The organism is Stutzerimonas azotifigens (assembly GCF_013522725.1).
Taxonomy (GTDB): Bacteria; Pseudomonadota; Gammaproteobacteria; order Pseudomonadales; family Pseudomonadaceae; genus Stutzerimonas; species Stutzerimonas azotifigens_A.
Window position 1 is genome coordinate 578,957 of sequence record NZ_JAAMRF010000001.1, and the last position, 17,449, is coordinate 596,405.

16 protein-coding genes are annotated in these 17,449 nt (G+C 66.6%); 10 read left to right on the forward strand and 6 right to left on the reverse strand.

From position 1 onward, the window contains the following. Window positions 1–398: 398 nt before the first annotated feature. Together G7026_RS02685 and G7026_RS02690 are read left to right on the forward strand one after the other, a co-directional pair. Window positions 399–1,406 (forward strand): ATP-binding protein, encoded by a 1,008-nt coding sequence (locus G7026_RS02685; protein ID WP_181069134.1) that lies wholly within the window; start codon window positions 399–401, stop codon window positions 1,404–1,406. Further along, window positions 1,331–2,089 (forward strand): vWA domain-containing protein, encoded by a 759-nt coding sequence (locus tag G7026_RS02690; protein WP_181069136.1) that lies wholly within the window; start codon window positions 1,331–1,333, stop codon window positions 2,087–2,089. Before G7026_RS02685 ends, G7026_RS02690 begins: the two co-directional genes overlap by 76 nt. Here the strand turns inward: G7026_RS02690 and G7026_RS02695 are convergent. Next, the gene (locus tag G7026_RS02695; protein ID WP_181069137.1) at window positions 2,074–3,384 is read right to left on the reverse strand and encodes an MFS transporter; all 1,311 of its coding nucleotides are present in this window, start codon (window positions 3,382–3,384) and stop codon (window positions 2,074–2,076) included. The genes G7026_RS02690 and G7026_RS02695 overlap by 16 nt on opposite strands. A 156-nt stretch (window positions 3,385–3,540) precedes the next feature. Further along, window positions 3,541–4,026 (reverse strand): GNAT family N-acetyltransferase, encoded by a 486-nt coding sequence (locus tag G7026_RS02700; RefSeq protein ID WP_181069139.1) that lies wholly within the window; start codon window positions 4,024–4,026, stop codon window positions 3,541–3,543. A gap of 178 nt (window positions 4,027–4,204) precedes the next feature. Here G7026_RS02700 and G7026_RS02705 point away from each other — a divergent pair, with 178 nt between their 5' ends. From G7026_RS02705 to G7026_RS02740, 8 genes are all read left to right on the forward strand, one after another. After that, window positions 4,205–4,594 (forward strand): ester cyclase, encoded by a 390-nt coding sequence (locus G7026_RS02705; protein ID WP_181069141.1) that lies wholly within the window; start codon window positions 4,205–4,207, stop codon window positions 4,592–4,594. 420 nt (window positions 4,595–5,014) lie between these two features. Then, window positions 5,015–5,737 (forward strand): FadR/GntR family transcriptional regulator, encoded by a 723-nt coding sequence (locus G7026_RS02710; protein ID WP_181069143.1) that lies wholly within the window; start codon window positions 5,015–5,017, stop codon window positions 5,735–5,737. After that, window positions 5,734–6,720, forward strand: coding sequence for an ABC transporter ATP-binding protein (locus G7026_RS02715; RefSeq protein ID WP_181069145.1), 987 nt, complete (start codon window positions 5,734–5,736; stop codon window positions 6,718–6,720). The genes G7026_RS02710 and G7026_RS02715 overlap by 4 nt, the downstream gene beginning before the upstream one ends. Continuing rightward, window positions 6,717–7,808, forward strand: a complete 1,092-nt coding sequence (locus G7026_RS02720) for an ABC transporter ATP-binding protein (RefSeq protein ID WP_181069147.1) — start codon at window positions 6,717–6,719, stop codon at window positions 7,806–7,808. Before G7026_RS02715 ends, G7026_RS02720 begins: the two co-directional genes overlap by 4 nt. Beyond that, a complete protein-coding gene (locus tag G7026_RS02725) occupies window positions 7,805–9,313 on the forward strand; it encodes an ABC transporter substrate-binding protein (protein WP_181069149.1) in 1,509 nt (502 codons plus the stop codon). Before G7026_RS02720 ends, G7026_RS02725 begins: the two co-directional genes overlap by 4 nt. A gap of 67 nt (window positions 9,314–9,380) precedes the next feature. Continuing rightward, a complete protein-coding gene (locus G7026_RS02730) occupies window positions 9,381–10,328 on the forward strand; it encodes an ABC transporter permease (RefSeq protein ID WP_181069151.1) in 948 nt (315 codons plus the stop codon). Further along, window positions 10,325–11,206 carry an ABC transporter permease gene (locus G7026_RS02735; protein WP_181069153.1) on the forward strand — a complete coding sequence of 294 codons (882 nt, stop codon included), beginning with the start codon at window positions 10,325–10,327 and terminating at the stop codon, window positions 11,204–11,206. Before G7026_RS02730 ends, G7026_RS02735 begins: the two co-directional genes overlap by 4 nt. Before the next feature lie 64 nt (window positions 11,207–11,270). Continuing rightward, window positions 11,271–12,860 (forward strand): gamma-glutamyltransferase family protein, encoded by a 1,590-nt coding sequence (locus G7026_RS02740; protein WP_181069154.1) that lies wholly within the window; start codon window positions 11,271–11,273, stop codon window positions 12,858–12,860. A 10-nt stretch (window positions 12,861–12,870) separates the two neighbouring features. On the opposite strand, the gene cobJ is transcribed toward G7026_RS02740, so the two are convergent. The 4 genes from cobJ to cobG form a co-directional block, all read right to left on the reverse strand. Continuing rightward, window positions 12,871–14,532, reverse strand: a complete 1,662-nt coding sequence (gene cobJ, locus G7026_RS02745; protein WP_181069155.1) for a precorrin-3B C(17)-methyltransferase — start codon at window positions 14,530–14,532, stop codon at window positions 12,871–12,873. A gap of 146 nt (window positions 14,533–14,678) precedes the next feature. Beyond that, window positions 14,679–15,419, reverse strand: a complete 741-nt coding sequence (locus G7026_RS02750) for a precorrin-2 C(20)-methyltransferase (RefSeq protein WP_258190162.1) — start codon at window positions 15,417–15,419, stop codon at window positions 14,679–14,681. Then, the gene (locus G7026_RS02755) at window positions 15,419–16,045 is read right to left on the reverse strand and encodes a precorrin-8X methylmutase (protein WP_181069157.1); all 627 of its coding nucleotides are present in this window, start codon (window positions 16,043–16,045) and stop codon (window positions 15,419–15,421) included. Before G7026_RS02755 ends, G7026_RS02750 begins: the two co-directional genes overlap by 1 nt. Then, entirely contained in the window at window positions 16,042–17,349 is a 1,308-nt protein-coding gene (gene cobG / locus G7026_RS02760) for a precorrin-3B synthase (protein WP_181069250.1), read from the reverse strand. Before cobG ends, G7026_RS02755 begins: the two co-directional genes overlap by 4 nt. Window positions 17,350–17,449: the final 100 nt, after the last annotated feature.

Consider the following 17,449-nt stretch of genomic DNA (forward strand, 5'->3'; position numbering starts at 1 on the left):
TGCGATGGCTTTTTCCAGCCGTAAAAAACAAAACCCCCGGTCGGGTTGCCGACCGGGGGTTTCGAGAAACTGTCTGGTGGCGACCCTGTCTTGCTAGGGCGCCTGTGAGGTATCAGGCGCGCCTGTGGCTAAACCAATACCCATAAAAGCAATAACCCACGGCCGCCACGAATGCCTGTGCACGCGCGATCGCGGTGCGAGGGGCACCGAGGCGAGTACGTGACAGGGAGAGGGACGACGACATGGAAAGCTCCGTTGAGAGGGCTTCGAAGGTAATCCATCGGCCGCGGCGGTTCAACCGCTGTTTTTGCCCGGCCCGGCCTATCCCTGCGATTGACCTCGGTGGGCGGCGTCGAGCTGCCCTACAATGGCGCCTTTGCCCGTCGCCGGATGCCGCCATGATCGACATGCCTCATTTTCCCCTCGCCGCCGTTGTCGGTGCCGATGCGCTGAAGCGGGCGCTGTGCCTGGTGGCGGTGGATCCGGCCATCGGCGGGCTGCTCATCGAAGGTCCGCGCGGCATGGCCAAATCTACCCTGGCGCGGGGCCTGGCGGGGCTGCTGCCCAGCGGGCAATTCGTCACGCTGCCGCTGGGGGCGAGCGAGGAGCGCATCGTCGGCACGCTGGATCTGGACGCCGCGCTCGGCGAGGGTCGCGCCACGTTCTCGCCGGGCCTGCTGGCAAAAGCCGACGGGGGCGTGCTCTATGTGGATGAGGTCAACCTGCTGCCCGACCACCTGGTCGACCTGTTGCTCGATGCCGCAGCCAGCGGCGTCAATCATGTCGAGCGCGATGGTATATCCCACCGCCATCCGGCACGTTTCGTCCTGATCGGCACCATGAATGCGGAAGAGGGCGAATTGCGCCCGCAGCTGCTCGATCGGTTCGGCTTGAACCTCGCGCTGGACGGCCATCCGCAACCGGCCGAGCGTGCCGAAATCGTGCGGCGGCGGCTGGCTTTCGATGCTGACCCGCAGGGGTTCGTCGAAGCCTGGCGCGAGGTGCAGGACGAGTTGATCCAGCGCTGCCGTGCGGCACGTGACAGGCTTGCGCAGATTCCCCTGAGCGATGCGGCGCTGGATGAGATCACCGGCCGCTGTTTCGCCGCCGGCGTCGACGGCCTGCGCGCCGACCTGGTCTGGCTGCGCGCCGCGCGTGCCCATGCGGCGTGGCGAGGTGGCAGTGAGACCGAAAAACAGGACATCGACACCGTGGAGCCATTGGTGCTGCGACATCGCCGCCGCGCCCCGACGCCCGCCGCGCAACCGCCGGCACCTCCCCAGGCCGGGCAGGGCGCCGATTTTCAGGACCCGAGCCAGGGCGAAGGCCAATGGGGCGAACTGCCACCTCGGCCGCAGCGCATCGGCGAGCGCCGCGAGCCGCCACGCTGGCCAAAAAAGCCCTAAGCATCCGCCCGCGCACGCCAAGGAGTGCGGATGCGTTACCCAGGCCTGGCCCCGAATCGGGCGGTCGCAGCGGCGCGCGGCGTACCGGTGGACTGGGCACGATCGACTGGCCGGCAACCTTGCTTGGCGGTCGTCCGCGCACGCTGGCCGACCTGCAGCGACGGCCACGCAGTGCTCGGCCAGCCGAGCTCTGGGTGGTCATCGTCGATGCCTCGGGTTCGACTGGTCGGCACGGGGCATTGACGCAGGCCAAGGGCCTTTTGGCCGAACTCTTCGAACAGGCCTACCGCCAGCGCGTGCGGCTCGCCGTGCTCGATGCGCAAGGCGCTGAGCCGCGTTGGCATGTGCAGGGGCAGAAGGCGTCCGGTCACTTGCGGCGCTGGCTGGATGAGCTTGGCGCGGGAGGCGGAACGCCGTTGATCCCCGCATTGCGGCTGGCCCATGAATGGGTCCAGCGCCGACAACGCCTGAAACCGTCCGAGCAGCAGCGCCAGCTGATCCTCACCGACGGTCGCCTGCGCGACTGGCCGGCGTTGCCTGCGAGCCCATGTCCGACGCTGCTGGTGGACATCGAGTGCGCGCCGATTCGCCTGGGTCGTGCGCGGCGATTGGCCGAGGCGCTGGGCGCCGAATACCGACACCTCGAAGCCCTCGCGCCGGCCACGGCTCAGGCGGGTTGGTAGTCCAGCGGACGCCTGGAGGTTTCCGGTAGCGCCATGCCGCCAGCGAGGGCGAGCAGGGCGATGACGATCAGGTAGTACGCGGGTGCCATGCGGTTGCCGGTCAGCTCGATCAGCCAGGTCGCGACCAGCGGCGCCGTACCGCCAAATACGGTGTAGGCCAGGTTGTAGGTAAAGGCCGAGGCGGTATAGCGCACCCGAGTCGGGAACTGCTCGGAGAGCAGCACCGCGGTCACCACGCCGCAGGTCACTGCGCCGACGGCCAGCAGCATGGCGCCCAGCGCCGAGGCCAGGAGACTGCCCGAGGCGGCCAGGGTGAAGGCCGGGTAGACCGCGACGATCAGGCTCGCACCGGCGGTGAGGATGGTTCTGCGCCGGCCGACGCGATCCGAATAACGGCCGATGAAGGGACATAGAATTGCCGCGAACAGCAGCGCCGCCAGGCTCGCCAGCAATGCCGTCGGCCGTGTCGCACCGCCGACCACTTGCATGTAGGTCGCAAGATAGGTGGTGAACATATAGAACGACAGCGCGGTGGCCGAGATGAACGCCGAGAGGCAAAGGATGGTTGCGCCATGATTGCGCAAGGTTTCGCGAAGCGGCGAGTGCGCCGGATGCGCCTCGGCCGCCAATGCCTGGAACGCTGGCGACTCATCCAGCCGCAGGCGCATGTACAACCCGACCAGCCCCAGCGGCGCGGCGATCAGAAACGGCAGCCGCCAGCCCCAGGCCTGCATCTGGGCATCGTCGAGCAGCAGACCCAGGCCGAAGACCAGGCCTGCCGCCGAAGCGAAGGCCAGAAACGTGGAAACGGGTACGAAGCTGCCGTAACGCGCTTTTTGCTCGGTGGGCGCGTGCTCCATGACGAATGCGCAGGCTCCGGCGTACTCGCCGCCTGCGGAAAATCCCTGCAGGCAGCGCGCCAGGGCCAGCAGCACGGGCGCCAGCAGGCCGATGCTCGCGTAGGTGGGCAGGATGCCGATCAGCGTCGTGGCGCCAGCCATCAGCAGCACGGTGACCGACAGCACCCGCTTGCGTCCGATGCGGTCGCCGAGGATGCCGAACACGATCCCGCCCAGTGGCCGCAACGCAAAGGAGACGGCGAACACCGCGAAGGTCTGCAGCAGAGCGAGGGCCGGATCGCCCTGGGGAAAGAACAGGGCTGCGATGGTCACCGCGAGAAAACCGTACACGGCGAAATCGAACCACTCGACGAAATTGCCGATTGCCGAGGCGGCGATGACTTTGCGCAAGATGCGCGTATCGACCTGCTGCTGCGCTGGAAAGATGGCGCTCATGAGATTCCCCGTACGTTGGCCTGCCTGGCGAACGCGTCTGGCACGGGCCTTGGCGTCCTTCTGTGGCTAACCTACGCGGCTCGCGCCAGCCGCTGCGCCTCGTTCGCGACCTGGGGATAATCGAAAGCGACAGGCGCAACGGGATCGGTGCGTCTTTCAGCTACCGTTGGCGAAGCGCTGCAAGGCTTCGCCGTCCAGCCGATAGCGAATCCACTCATCCTGGGGTTCGGCACCGATGCTCTGGTAGAAGCGGATGGCCGGCTCGTTCCAGTCGAGCACGCTCCATTCGAAGCGACCATAACCCTTCGCCACCGCCTCTGCGGCCAGTTCGCGCAGCAGCGCCTTGCCGGCACCGGAGCCGCGGTATTCCGGTTTCACATAGAGGTCTTCCAGGTACAGGCCGGGCTTGCCGAGCCAGGTCGAGTAGCTGACGAAGTACACCGCGAAGCCTACGGCGGCTCCGTCTATCTCGCAGATCAGTGCCCTGGCGGCGGGCTCGTCGCCGAACAGCGAGCGGTGTATGTCATCGGCGCTGGCGAGGACTTCATGTTCGGCCTTCTCGTAGCGGGCCAGGTCGGTGATGAGTTCGAGGATCAGGCCGCAGTCGTCAGGGGTAGCGGCGCGAATGGCAGGGATGGGCACGCGAAGAGTTCCTTGATGGCGGGTGGGCAAGGGGCGAGTCTATCCCATGCCGCCGCAGCCGCGGCTGAGGCCGTCTTCGCCGCCTCTGGCGGCCGTGAACGAACCCACCGACCGCGCGCTCATACTGCCGAGGCGGCATCGCGCCCAACCCGAACCGCCCTTCAACGAGGAGCCATCCATGAATACCCAGGCACTCTCCGATTTCTACCGGGGCTACATCGACTGCCTCAATCGGCAGGACTGGAACGCTCTGGGCCAGTTCGTGGCCGAGGACGTCCAGTACAACGGACAGCGAGTCGGCCTGTCGGGATACCGCGACATGCTCGTAGGCGATTTCCGCGCCATCCCGGACCTGCGCTTCGTCATCGACCGGCTGGTTGCCGAACCTCCCCAGGTCGCCGCCCGGCTGTGCTTCGATTGCACGCCGGTCGGCGAGCTGTTCGGTCTGCCGGTCAACGGCAAGCGGGTCCGTTTTGCCGAGAACGTGTTCTACGAGGTTCAGCAAGGCCGGATTCGCGACGTCTGGTCCGTCATCGACAAGGCCGCCATCGAGGCGCAGCTCGCCTGAGCGAGTCGAGCGACAGTGCTTCGGACATGGCCAATCCGAGGGACGGATATCGGTCGCCGCTCCCCTGCGGCCGGTAAATAGTCCTCGCCAGGCTCGCCACTGCCCGGAACGCGGCGCTGTTTGACGAGACGGCACATGGCCGCGCTCCGATGGTGCGCACGGCCCATTTTGGGCCCATGGGTAAGTGAACCAGCGGCAATGGTTCGGGTAGTGGCGCGAACCAATTCTCCAAACGCCACGGGCGATCCGCCATCGCCCAAACGCTGAATCGCTCCAAGGCGTTGGTTCGCCGCGTTCGCGCTGCGGTTGTTCTTCCCTTTCGAAGCGAACCAATTTTCATTGGCACCCATCTTGCTCCCGCCCCTGGTAACGAAGGTGCGCTTTCGCGCCCTGTTGCTCAGCAACCGCCGGAGACCGGATATGCCGCGAACCGAAATCGCTCAGGTGGCCGACAGCAATGCCGGGTTGGCCTTGGAGGCCTTGCGCAACCTGGTTGCCATGCATGCCCTGACGCCTGAAAAGCCGCTGCCCACCGAGCGCGAGCTGGCCGAGGAGTTCGGTGTGGGGCGGCGTGCCGTGCGTCGAGCGTTGGCGGTGCTGGAGTCCGAAGGGCAGATCTGGCGGCGACAAGGCCGCGGCACCTTCATCGGGCCGACGCCACCCAGTGCGCTGAGCTTCGCGCGCCTTTCGAGCCGGACCAATTTCAGCGAGGTCATGGAGGCGCGCCTCTATCTCGAGCCTGCACTGGCGTCCCTCGCCGCGATCCGCGCCAGCGGCGAGCAGACCGCGATGCTGCGTCGACTGGTCGCTCAGATGACCGAACACCAGCAGGACGCCGAGCAGATCGAATTGTGGGACAGCGCGCTGCACCGCTGCATCGCCGAGGCTGCGGGCAACCGCCTGCTGCTGGACCTGTTCGAGATGGTCGATGCCATCCGTCTCGACCCGATCTGGCGCGACCTGCGAGCCCGTGCCCGCAACGCCGACAAATTGCGCGGCTACGACCATGACCACGAGGCCATTGTCGATGCGATCGCGGCCCGCGCGCCGACCGAGGCGGCCGCCTGCATGCGCAGCCATCTGCGGGCGCTGCGTGATTCTCTGAACGTCGTTCTCGACCAGACACTGGATGCCTGCGTATGACTGCCCCCCTACTGAGCCTGCAAGATCTGAGGGTGCGCTTTCCCGGCGCGCCCGCCAACGTCGTCGACGGCCTCTCCTTCGAGGTGTCGGCCGGCCGTACCCTGGCCATCGTTGGCGAGTCGGGTTGCGGCAAGAGCGTGACCTCGCTGGCGTTGATGGGCCTGCTGCCAGCCGGCACCGATGTCAGCGTGGCCCGCGCCGATTTCCAGGGCCGGCCGCTGCTGGAACTGGACGAGGCCGAGCGCCGCGATCTCAGGGGCAATCGCCTGGCGATGATCTTCCAGGAACCGATGACCTCGCTGAACCCAGCCTTTACCGTCGGTGAGCAGATCGCCGAAGGCGTGATGCGCCATCAGGGCCTGTCGCCCAGGCTCGCCCGCGAGCGCGCGCTGTCGATGCTGGAAAAGGTCCGGGTGCCGGACGCCGCCAAACGTCTGGACGCCTATCCGCACCAACTGTCGGGAGGAATGCGCCAGCGCGTGATGATCGCCATCGCGTTGGCCAACGACCCGAGCCTGATCATCGCCGACGAGCCGACCACCGCGCTGGACGTGACCATCCAGGCGCAGATTCTCTCGCTCATCGCCGCTCTGCAGGCGGACACCGGCACGGCGATGATCCTCATCACCCATGACCTGGGCGTGGTCGCCGAAGTGGCCGACGACGTGGTGGTGATGTACGCGGGGCGCGTGGTCGAGAGCGGGCCGGTGCAGGCCATCTTCGACGACCCGCAGCATCCCTACACGGTCGGCCTGATGGGCTCGATGCCCTCGATGGGGGCTCGCGAGGCACGTCTGGCGACGATCGAGGGGCGGGTGCCGACGCCTGCCGAGATGCCCGAATACTGCCGCTTCGCCAGTCGTTGTCCGTTCGCGGTGGACGCCTGCCGGGCGCAGCGCCCGCCTTTGGTGGAAGTCGGCCCCGGGCATTTCGCGGCCTGCCTGCGGGTACCGCTGGAAGTTCACGCCGGAGCCTGCGCATGAAAACTCCCGACAAACCAATTCTCGAAGGTCACGGCCTGACCAAGCATTTCACTGCCAACCGCGGCTTCCTGCAGCGCGCCGCCGCGCCGGTGCGGGCGGTCGACGATGTGTCGCTCACCGTGCGCCGGGGCGAGACGCTGGCGCTGGTTGGCGAATCCGGTTCGGGCAAGTCGACCCTGGGCCGCCTGTTGCTGAACCTGCTCGAGCCGACCGCGGGCGATGTCATCTACGAGGGGCGCAACCTCGGCAATCTGTCGGCGCAGGAGCTGCGCAAGGTGCGCCAGGACCTGCAGATCATTTTCCAGGACCCTTTCGCCTCGCTGAACCCGCGCATGAATGTGCAGCGCATCGTCGGCGAGCCGATCTGGCTGCATGATGCCGCCGCTCGTAGCGAGCGCGAGGACCGGGTGGCCGAGTTGTTGCGTACGGTCGGGCTCGCGCCGGAACACGCCGAGCGCTACCCCCACGAGTTTTCCGGCGGGCAGCGCCAGCGCATCGGCATCGCCCGCGCCCTGGCGTCGCGCCCGAAACTGCTGCTGGGGGACGAACCGGTCTCGGCCCTGGATGTGTCGGTCCAGGCGCAGGTGGTCAATCTGCTCGAGGACCTCAAGCAGCAGTTCGGGCTGACCCTGGTGATCGTTGCCCACGGGCTGGCAGTGATACGCCACATGAGCGACCGGGTGGCGGTGATGTACCTGGGCGAAATCGTCGAACTGGCCCCGGTCGATGCGCTTTTCGAACAACCGCTGCACCCCTACACCCAGGCCCTGATCGACTCGGTGCCGGTCAGCCATCCCAAGGACCGGCGCGAACGTCAGGTGCTCGGTGGCGACATGCCCAGCCCCAGCGCGCCGCCTCCCGGTTGCCGTTTCCACACCCGTTGCCCGCACGCCCGCCCGCTATGCCGAGAGAACCAGCCGGTTTTCGAGCGTCTGCCGGACGACCGCCAGGTCGCCTGCCACTTCTGGCGCGAGATCGCCTCGGCGGGCAGCGGCAGCCCAATTGTCGTCACCCCCAGTACCGCGTTCAGCCAGCGCCTGGCGCTGTTCAAGGCGCGTCAGTCCACCCTTACGGAGCCGCATCCATGAAGCACTTGCTCGCGTTTACCGGCGTCACCCTGTTGCTGGCCTGCAGCCAGGCCATGGCCGCACCGGCCACCCTGCGCATCGGTATCCAGGACGATCCCGACATGCTTGATCCGCACCGGTCGCGCACCTATGCAGGGCGGCTGGTCTACACCGCCCTGTGCGACAAGCTGGTCGAAACCGATGCCGACCTGCAGTTCATTCCGCGTCTGGCCACGGCCTGGGAGTGGAGCGAGGACGGCAAGACGCTGACCATGAACCTGCGCGAAGGCGTGACGTTCCATGACGGCGAGCCTTTCGACGCCGAGGCGGTGAAGTTCAACCTGGACCGTGCCCGCACGCTTCCCGATTCGCAGCGCAAGAGCGAGTTGTCATCGGTGGAAAGCGTCGAGGCTACCGCGCCGACCACCGTCACGATCCACCTGAAAAAGCCCGATGCCACGCTGATCGCGCAGCTGTCCGACCGTTCCGGAATGATGCTCGCGCCCAAGGCGGCCGCGGGTGCCGACTATGCCAGCAAGCCGGTCTGCTCAGGCCCGTATGAGTTCGTCGAACGCGTGCAGCAGGACCGTATCGTGTTGAAGAAGTACGACGGTTACTGGAACAAGGACGTCTTTCATTTCGACCGTGTGGTGTTCATGCCGATTCCGGACACCTCGGTGCGTCTGGCCAACCTGCGCTCTGGCGATCTGGACATGATCGAGCGCGTGGCGCCCACCGACGTCAAGTCGGCCAAGGCCGACGCCAAGCTCAAGGTCTACAGCACACCAGGACTGGGCTTCATGGAAATGGTGGTGAACATCGACAACGGGTCGAAGGCGCAGAACCCGCTGGGCCAGGACAAGCGCGTACGCCAGGCGCTGGAGCTGTCTCTGGACCGCGATGCGATCAATCAGGTGGTCTTCGAAGGGCTGTACATCCCGGCCAACCAGGCGCTGTCGCCGAGCAGCCCGTTCTTCGACAAAACCAAGACCATCCCCGCCCGGGACCCGGAAAAGGCCCGTGCGCTACTGGGTGAGGCTGGCGTCAAAATGCCTTTCCCGATTGATCTGAAGGTAGCCAACAACCCCATCGCCCAGCAGATCGGCCAGATCATCCAGGCGATGGCGCAGGAGTCCGGTTTCCAGGTAAACCTGATCGCCGGCGAATACGCGACCCAGCTCTCCGAGCAGCAGGCGGGCAACTTCCAGGTAGCCCTTTACAACTGGTCGGGGCGCCCTGATCCGGACGGCAACCTGCACCAGTTCGTGACCTGCAAGGCGCCCCTCAACGATGCGCGCTACTGCAACCCCAAGGTCGACGAGCTGCTTAACGAGGCGCGGGTGCGTAACGGCCTGGAGGAGCGCAAGGCGCTGTACGCCCAGGCGCAGGAGATCCTCGTCGACGAGGCACCGTACATCTATTTGTTCTTCGACCCGCGCCTGTTCGTCGCCCGCGGCGATCTGCAGAACTTCCAGCCGCAGCCCGATGGGTTGATCCGCCTGGAAAACGTCAGGCTCGCTCCGTGATACACGCCCCGGCCGCCGCCCGAGCGGTGGCCGGGGTCCCGCTTCCCTCGCTGTTCAGAGGTCCGTCATGATCGGATTCATCTTCCGCCGCCTGAGCGCGGCGATACCGACGCTGATCCTGGTATCGCTGTTCGTCTTCACCCTGCAGAAGCTGCTACCCGGAGATCCGGTACTGGCCATGGCCGGCGAAGAGCGCGACCCCCAAGTGCTCGAATACCTGCGCGACAAGTACCGGCTCAACGACCCGATTGCGATGCAGTACCTGCACTGGGTCGGGGACGTGCTGCAGGGCGACTTCGGGCGTTCGATGCGCACCGAGCAACCGGTCACCCAACTGCTGCTCAGCAAGCTTCCGGTCACGTTGCAGCTGGCTGCCTGGTCGCTGATGTTCGCCATGCTCATCGGTATTCCGGCTGGGATCATCGCGGCGGTGCGCAAGGGCACGCGGGTCGATTACGGAGTCAACGTGCTGGCCCTGTCGGGTATTTCGATTCCCAACTTCTGGCTCGGGCTGCTGCTCATCCTGCTCTTCGCGGTCAAGCTGCAATGGTTGCCGGCTTCGGGTTTCGTACCCTTCAGCGAGGATCCGCTGCGTAATCTGCAGACCATGCTGATGCCGGCCTTCGTGCTCGGCGCGAGCCTTGCCGGGACGCTCATGCGCCACACCCGCAGCGCAATGCTCGAGGTGCTGCGCTCCGATTACGTGCGCACCGCCCGTGCCAAGGGGCTGATGCCGCGGGTGGTGATACTCAAGCATGCGCTGCGCAACGCGCTGATGCCCATCGTGACTCTGAGCACGCTGCTGTTCGGCGAGCTGCTCGGCGGCGCCGTGCTGACCGAGCAGGTGTTCAGCCTGCCGGGCTTCGGCAAGATGATCGTCGACGCGGTGTTCAACCGCGACTACGCGGTGGTGCAAGGCGTGGTGCTCTGCGTCGGCATCGGTTTCATCCTGCTCAACCTGCTCGCCGATGTGCTCTATCGGCTGATCAACCCGCGCATGAGGACCTCCGCATGACCGCTGCCAGCCTGATGTCCCGACCGGCCTTCGGCCTGCGTCTGCCCCGGCGGGCGGTGCGGCCGCTGGGACGGTTCATGGCCAACCGCGGCGCGGTGGTCGGTGCGCTGATCCTGCTCTGCTTCATCCTCGCGGCGTTGCTGGCGCCCTGGATCGCACCCCACGATCCGCTCAAGGCCAACTTCATGGCCGTACGCCAGGCGCCCTCGCTGGTGTACTGGCTGGGCACCGATGAACTCGGTCGTGACTTGTTCTCGCGGCTGCTCTGGGGCGCACGCAGTTCGCTGCTCGCCGGGGCGGTGTCGGTCGCCATCGCCTTGGCTATCGGTGTGCCGCTCGGCCTTGCCGCCGGATATTTCGGCGGCATGCTCGATGCGCTCATTTCGCGGGTGGTCGAGGCATTGTTGTCGTGCCCGTTCCTGGTCCTGGCGATTGCCCTGGGTGCCTTTCTTGGCCCAAGCCTGATGAACGCGATGATCGCGATCGGGCTGTCGGCGATGCCGATTTTCGTGCGCTTGACGCGCGGCCAGGTGATGGCCATCCGTCACGAGGATTACCTCGAAGGCGCTCGGGCCATCGGGTTGCCGGATCGCTGGATCATCCTGCGCTACGTGCTGCCCAATGTGCTTTCACCCATCGTGGTGCAGGCGGCCCTGACCATCGCCTCGGCGATTCTGGCCGAGGCCAGTCTGTCGTTCCTCGGGCTCGGGCAGCAACCGCCGACGCCGTCCTGGGGATCGATGCTCAATACTGCGAAGAACTTCATGGAGCAGGCGCCCTGGATGTCCATCGCGCCGGGCGTTGCCATCTACCTCACGGTGCTGAGCTTCAACCTCGTCGGTGACGGTCTGCGCGATGCGCTAGACCCCAAAGGCTGAGCCTCACCCGCTTCGGCGGCGTCACCGGGCGTGACGCCGCACTTCAACTGCAAGGAAATCCGCTATGCCCCTCGATCTCGATTACACCCAGGCCTATGGTTCGGCGCGCTCCTGCGTCATGGGTCGCAACATGGTCGCCTGCTCCCAGCCGCTGGCCGCACAGGCAGGCATGACGATGCTGCAGCAGGGCGGCAATGCCGTGGACGCCGCCATCGCTGCGGCGATGGTGCTGACGGTGGTCGAACCCACCGGATGCGGCATCGGCAGCGATGCCTTCGCGGTGGTCTGGGACGGCCAGTGTTTGCAGGGCCTGAACGCATCCGGCCGCGCACCGGCCGGCTGGCGTCCCGAGTATTTCGCCGGCCAGCAGCAGATACCGGAGCGTGGCTGGGGGGCGGTTACCGTTCCGGGCGCCGTCTCGTCCTGGGTCGCGCTCTCCGAACGGTACGGCAAGTTGCCTTTTGCGAAACTGGCAGAACCTGCCATTGGCTATGCGCGCGACGGCTTCCAGGTCACTCCGGTGATCGCCAGGCTCTGGCAGCAAGGCGCCAAGCTGCTCAAGGACCAGCCGGGTTTTGCCGAATGCTTCATGCCGGGTGGGCGGGCACCGCTGGCCGGTGAGCGGGTGGTGATGGCCGACCATGCCCGCACCCTCGAGGCGATTGCCGAAACGCGCGGCGAAGCGTTCTACCGGGGCGCGCTGGCCGACGCCATCGTCGCCCACGCGAAGGCCAACGGTGCACTGATGAGCCTGGACGACCTGGCCAGCCATACGGTGGACTGGATCGACACCATCAGCTTGCGCTATGCCGGTGCGGTGGTACACGAACTGCCACCGAACGGCCAGGGCATCGCCACGCTCAGCGCCCTGGGCATGCTCGAAGAATTGGGCGTCGGCAACGATCCTGTGGACAGTCCCGAGACGCTGCATCAGGTGTTGGAGGCCATGAAACTCGCGTTGGCCGACGTGCACGAGCATGTGGCCGACCTGGCCCACATGCGCGTGACGCCCGACCAGATGCTGGCACCGGAGTACCTGCGCCAACGAGCAGGACAAATCACAGGCGAGGCGGCTGATCCCGGTCACGGCGATCCTCAGCGTGGCGGCACCGTTTACCTATCGACCGCCGACGAGAGCGGCATGATGGTGTCGTTCATCCAGTCCAATTACATGGGCTTCGGCTCCGGCGTGGTCGTGCCGGGCACGGGCATCAGCCTGCAAAACCGAGGCGCCGGCTTCAGCCTTGACCCTGAGCATGTCAATTGCGTCGCGCCGGGCAAACGACCCTTCCACACGCTCATCCCTGGCTTCGTGATGAACGCTGATGGTACGCCGCTGATGTCCTTTGGACTGATGGGTGGCCCCATGCAGGCGCAGGGGCACACCCAGATGATGCTGCGCATCTTGCGCTACGGGCAGAACCCCCAGACGGCGATCGACGCGCCACGCTGGCGGATCGAGAAGGGCCGCACGGTCGCGGTCGAAGATGCCTTCGACGTCCAGACACTCGCCGAATTGCGTCGGCTGGGCCACGACCTCAAGGTGGAGCAGGATCGCTCGTCCTTTGGTGGCGCGCAGATTATCGTGCGTACCGAGCACGGGTACGTTGGCGGCTCCGAATCGCGCAAGGACGGCCAGGTGGTGGCCTGCTGAGCCGGCGCGTTCAGTCTTGTGGATACCACCTGGGCGTGTAGACCCACTGCTTGCCATCCGCACGGGCAAAGCGGCGGGTCTGGCTCGAGCCGATGATGACGAGGGTCCGCATGTCCACCTTCTCGGGTGTGAGCTCGCCGAGGGTGAGGACATGCAGCGCCTCGGCGGGCCGGGCAATGTCGCGGCCAAGCACCACCAGGGTCTCGGCGCTGCGGTGGCGGCGGACAATCTCCAGCGCGCGACCAAGCTGCCAGGGGCGCGCCCGGGAGATGGGGTTGTAGAAGGCCATCGCCAAGTCCGCCGCACCGGCATGGTCGAGGCGGTTTTCGATCTGGCTCCACGGCTTGAGGTTGTCCGAAAGCGAGATCATGCAGAAGTCGTGGCCCAGCGGCGCGCCAGCGCGGGCGGCGGCGGCCAGGGCGGCGGATACGCCCGGAAGTATCTGCAGCTCGACGCCGTGCCAGCGCGGATCGTCCTGGCCTTCGAGGGCTTCGAGCACCGCTGCGGCCATGGCGAACACGCCTGGGTCGCCTGACGACACCACCACGACGCGGCGCCCTTGGGCAGCCAACTCGAACGCGTGGCGGGCGCGCTGAAGTTCCTCGCGGTTATCACTGTTGTGCTGCAGTTGGTCCGGCCGGAACGGGCCGGCCATCTCGACATAGGTGGCGTAGCCGAGCACATCTTCGGCCTCGTCCAGCGCCTGGCGAACCGCAGGCGTCATCAGATCGGCCGCGCCTGGGCCAAGCCCGACCACGCTCAGACGTCCGCGACGGCGGCCGAGGCTATCGGGGGCGAGGGGCTGATTGCCAAGCAGCAGGCACAGCCCGTCACCGTCGGCATGCCGTGGCGGTAGACCTACTTCTGCGTCGATGAAGCGCAGTGGCAACCCGAGTTCGGCGGCTGCGGCATGCAGGTCGGTATCGGCCTCCAGGCTGGTTTTGGCGAGCAGGCAGCCCAGCGCCTGAGGCGCTAGTTGGGCAGCATCCAGCGCCAAATGAATGCGGGCGGCGAGGTCGGCGCCGGGCCGGTCGATCAATGCAGCGACCTGCTGCGGATGGATTAGCAGCTCATGCCGTTGCGCCGCACGACGTTGCGGGCTGACATGGATGACGCGCTCCGCGTTTTCAGCAACTGGGAGCTGTGCGGTGTCCAGCCAGGGCGCCGCGCCGTCGATGCGCACGGTTTGGCCTCCGAGCAGATCAGACACGAAGCGTTTGCCCTGTTGCAGGTCCGCCAGTACGTAGCCACTCGGGGGTTCCAGCAGGCAGGTGCCGAAGCGTAGCTCACCACTGGTGGTGATTGCGGGGGCGACACCCAGATGGGCGGCGAGCTCCCGGGCCAGACGGTTCACGCCGGCCAGGCCGCCAAGCAGCGGAACCACCGCGCTGCCATCCTCAGCCACGGCCAGCACCGGCGGCTCGGCTCCTTTTTCGGCTAGCAGCGGCGCCAGCGCACGAATCACGATGCCGGCGGCGCAGAGCACGATCAGCGGCTGCCCGGCGCGATATTGCGCGCGCAGGTTCTCACCGAAATCCGCGTAGTGGCGGTCGGCTGCTTCAACGCGACCGTGCAGGCCATGGATCAAGGCATCCGGGTACAGCGCCTGCACGCGCCGCGCAACCGAAAGGGCTGAGGTGCCGAGAACGACGATGGCAGGAGCGGGAATCATGGGAAGGTTCTCTTGCAGCCGGCTGGGGCTGATGGTTCAGATCACCGGCCACTGGGAGGCTGAGATCGTGTGGTTTTGCAGGCATTTCGACACGGACTGGGGCTACCGCTTCGGCAAGATCTTTCCCGGCGAAGGGTGCCGGTTCGTCACCCGCGCCATTGCTCGCCCGGCACCAGAATCATCGAAAAATAAGGGGAGGACATCGGCTCGACCTGATCCAGCGGGACGATTTTCTGCTCGGCCATGGTGGCGCGCTCGACATAGTGGGCACGCCCATCGAGGCCGAGCTTGCGCAGCACGCGGCGGACCTTGTCGAAGTTGCGCCCCAGTTTCATCACCACGGCGGCTTCGGCGTTGCGCAGGCGACTCTCCAGTTCGGCTTCGTCGAGCACGCCTGAGAGCACGCTGAGCGACTGGTTGCGATACACCAGGGGTGTGCCGAGTACCGAGGCGCAGCCCAGCATCGAGCAGACGCCTGGCACGACGTCCACGTCGAAGCGGCCGGCCAGGCGGTCATGCAGGTACATGTAGGAGCCGTAGAACAGCGGGTCACCTTCGCAGATGACGGCGACGTCCCGGCCGGCGTCGAGCTCGTCGGCGATCTTCACAGCGCAGGTGTCGTAGAAGTCGCTAATGACATCTTCATAGGACAGCGGTGGCGCCAGCGCCTCGGTGGTCACCGGATACACCAGTGGCATGCGCTGTTGAACGTCAGTCAGATGCGCCTCGATGATGCCAAAGGCATTGCCGCCCTGGCCGCGGCTGGCCTTGGCGCGGGCTACGAAATAAGCAACCACCGGCGCCGCCCGCAACAGGCGCAGCGCTTTCAAGGTGATCAGTTCCGGGTCGCCGGGGCCGACGCCCAGGCCGAGCAGACGTCCGCGCATCATTCGATCTCCGTGGCCAGGGCATTGACCGCGGCGGCCGCCATGGCGCTGCCGCCGCGCCGACCCCGGACGATCACATAGGGCACGCCGCGGCTGTCGGCGGCGAGCATGTCCTTGGATTCAGCCGCGCCGACGAACCCGACCGGCATGCCGATGATCAGCGCGGGTTTGGGGGCGCCGGCGTCGAGCATGTCCAGCAGATGAAACAGCGCAGTGGGCGCATTGCCAATCACCACCACGCTGCCGGCCAGATGCTCGCGCCAGCGCTCCAGTGCGGCGGCCGAGCGGGTGTTGCCCATGGCCTTGGCCAGCGCCGGTACTTGCTCGTCATGCAGGGTACAGATCACCGGGTTTTCCGCCGGCAACCGCGCGCGCGTGACGCCTTCGGCCACCATCCGCGCATCGCAGAGAATCGGCGCGCCGCGCGACAGCGCCTCGCGGCCAGCGGCGCCTGCGCCCGGCGAGAAGCGCAGGTCATCGACCACATCGACCATGCCGCAGGCGTGGATCACCCGGACTGCGAGCTTTTCAAGGTCGACGGGAATGCCCGACAGGTTGGCTTCGGCGCGGATGATGGCGAAGGAGTTGCGGTAGATCTCCTGGCCGTCGCGGATGTAATCGATCATCGGTTGGTTCCTGGCTCGGATCGGTCAACGAACCACTCGCCGGCCTCGTCGAGGGTCAGCGCGGGGGCCACGAGTTCGCCGAAACCGGCCGCTCCCGGCTCGCGATGGAACAGCTGGTAGCGGCCATCCGGCAGGGCCAGCAAGGTATGTGCGGCGACCTGGGGCGAAGCACACGAGCGTTCGCAGCCGCTCAGATGAACGTCCGGGCGCATGCGCGCTTCGCGCAGGCGGCGGGCCAGGGTCAGCGCGTCCGTCTTGGTATCGGCGTGGCCCTTGGCGCAACCGCGGGCACCCGTGCAGGCGACCAGATGGGTCAGCGGCTCGTCTGTGGCGAGATGCAGGCCCAGCTCGGCGAGCTGACCGAACACGGCCGGGGCATTGGCCTGAAGTACGTTGGGCAGCAGCAAGCTCTGCCAAGGTGTGAGGCGCAGGGTGCGGTCGCCGAGCTTTTCGGCGATGTCGGCCACTGCGCGCAACTGTTCGGCAGTCATTCGTCCCAGCACCGGTGCGGCGCCAATCATGCACAGCCCGGGCTGGCGCTGCGCGATGGCGCCCAACGGCATGCCGGTGATGTTCTGCTCACGCGGCGGGGGGACAGGCGCAGCAAGGTTGGAGTCGAGCCGCGCGCGCAGGCGTTCAAGCAGTTGTCCCGTCGGCAAGCCGGCGAGGAGGTGGCGCATGCGCGTTTGCGGCGGTTGGGCCAGTTCGATGAAAGTCTCCAGCACAGCGTCGACCAGCGTCAGTACCGCATCGGCTGGGACCACTCCCAGTGGCGGGTCCGTTGGGCAGCCGGCGAGGCCGAAGGCGAAGCCGATCCCGTGGTCCATCGGCACGGCCGACAGCCAAAGATCGTGCGGGTGATCGAGCACGGCCAGGTTCTCGCCGCCGTCGAGCTGTAGCGCGAACTTCGGGGACAGGCGGCGAAAGGCCGGGCGGCTCTGCAGGTGATCGAGCAATTGCTCGGCCAGCGGCGCGACATCCAGCATGGCCTCCTCGTCGAGGCCGAAAGCGGGGCTGACCAGAAGGTTGCGCACGTCATCGGCGGCGGCGTCCCGGGGGCCGAGGCCGGCGGAGAGCAGGCGGTCCACCAGGCGTTCTCTGTCCTCCTGGCGCACGCCACGGATCTGCAGATTGCTGCGGTTGGTCAGTTCGAGCACGCCGCTGGCGCAAGCCGTCGCGGCAGCGGCAATGCTGTGGGCCTGGGCCACGCTGAGCTGTCCGCAGGCCAGCTTGACCCGGCAGATGCCGCCATCGAGGGCGGGCACGATGCGTAGCAGCCCAGGGCACGCGGAAGCGGACGGCATGAAGGGGGGGAGAATTGAGTCGTTCAATCGGTCACCTGAAACCCGAGACGCGGCGACCGGACCTGAAACCCTTGGCGACAGGATTTCGGCATCGGTACAC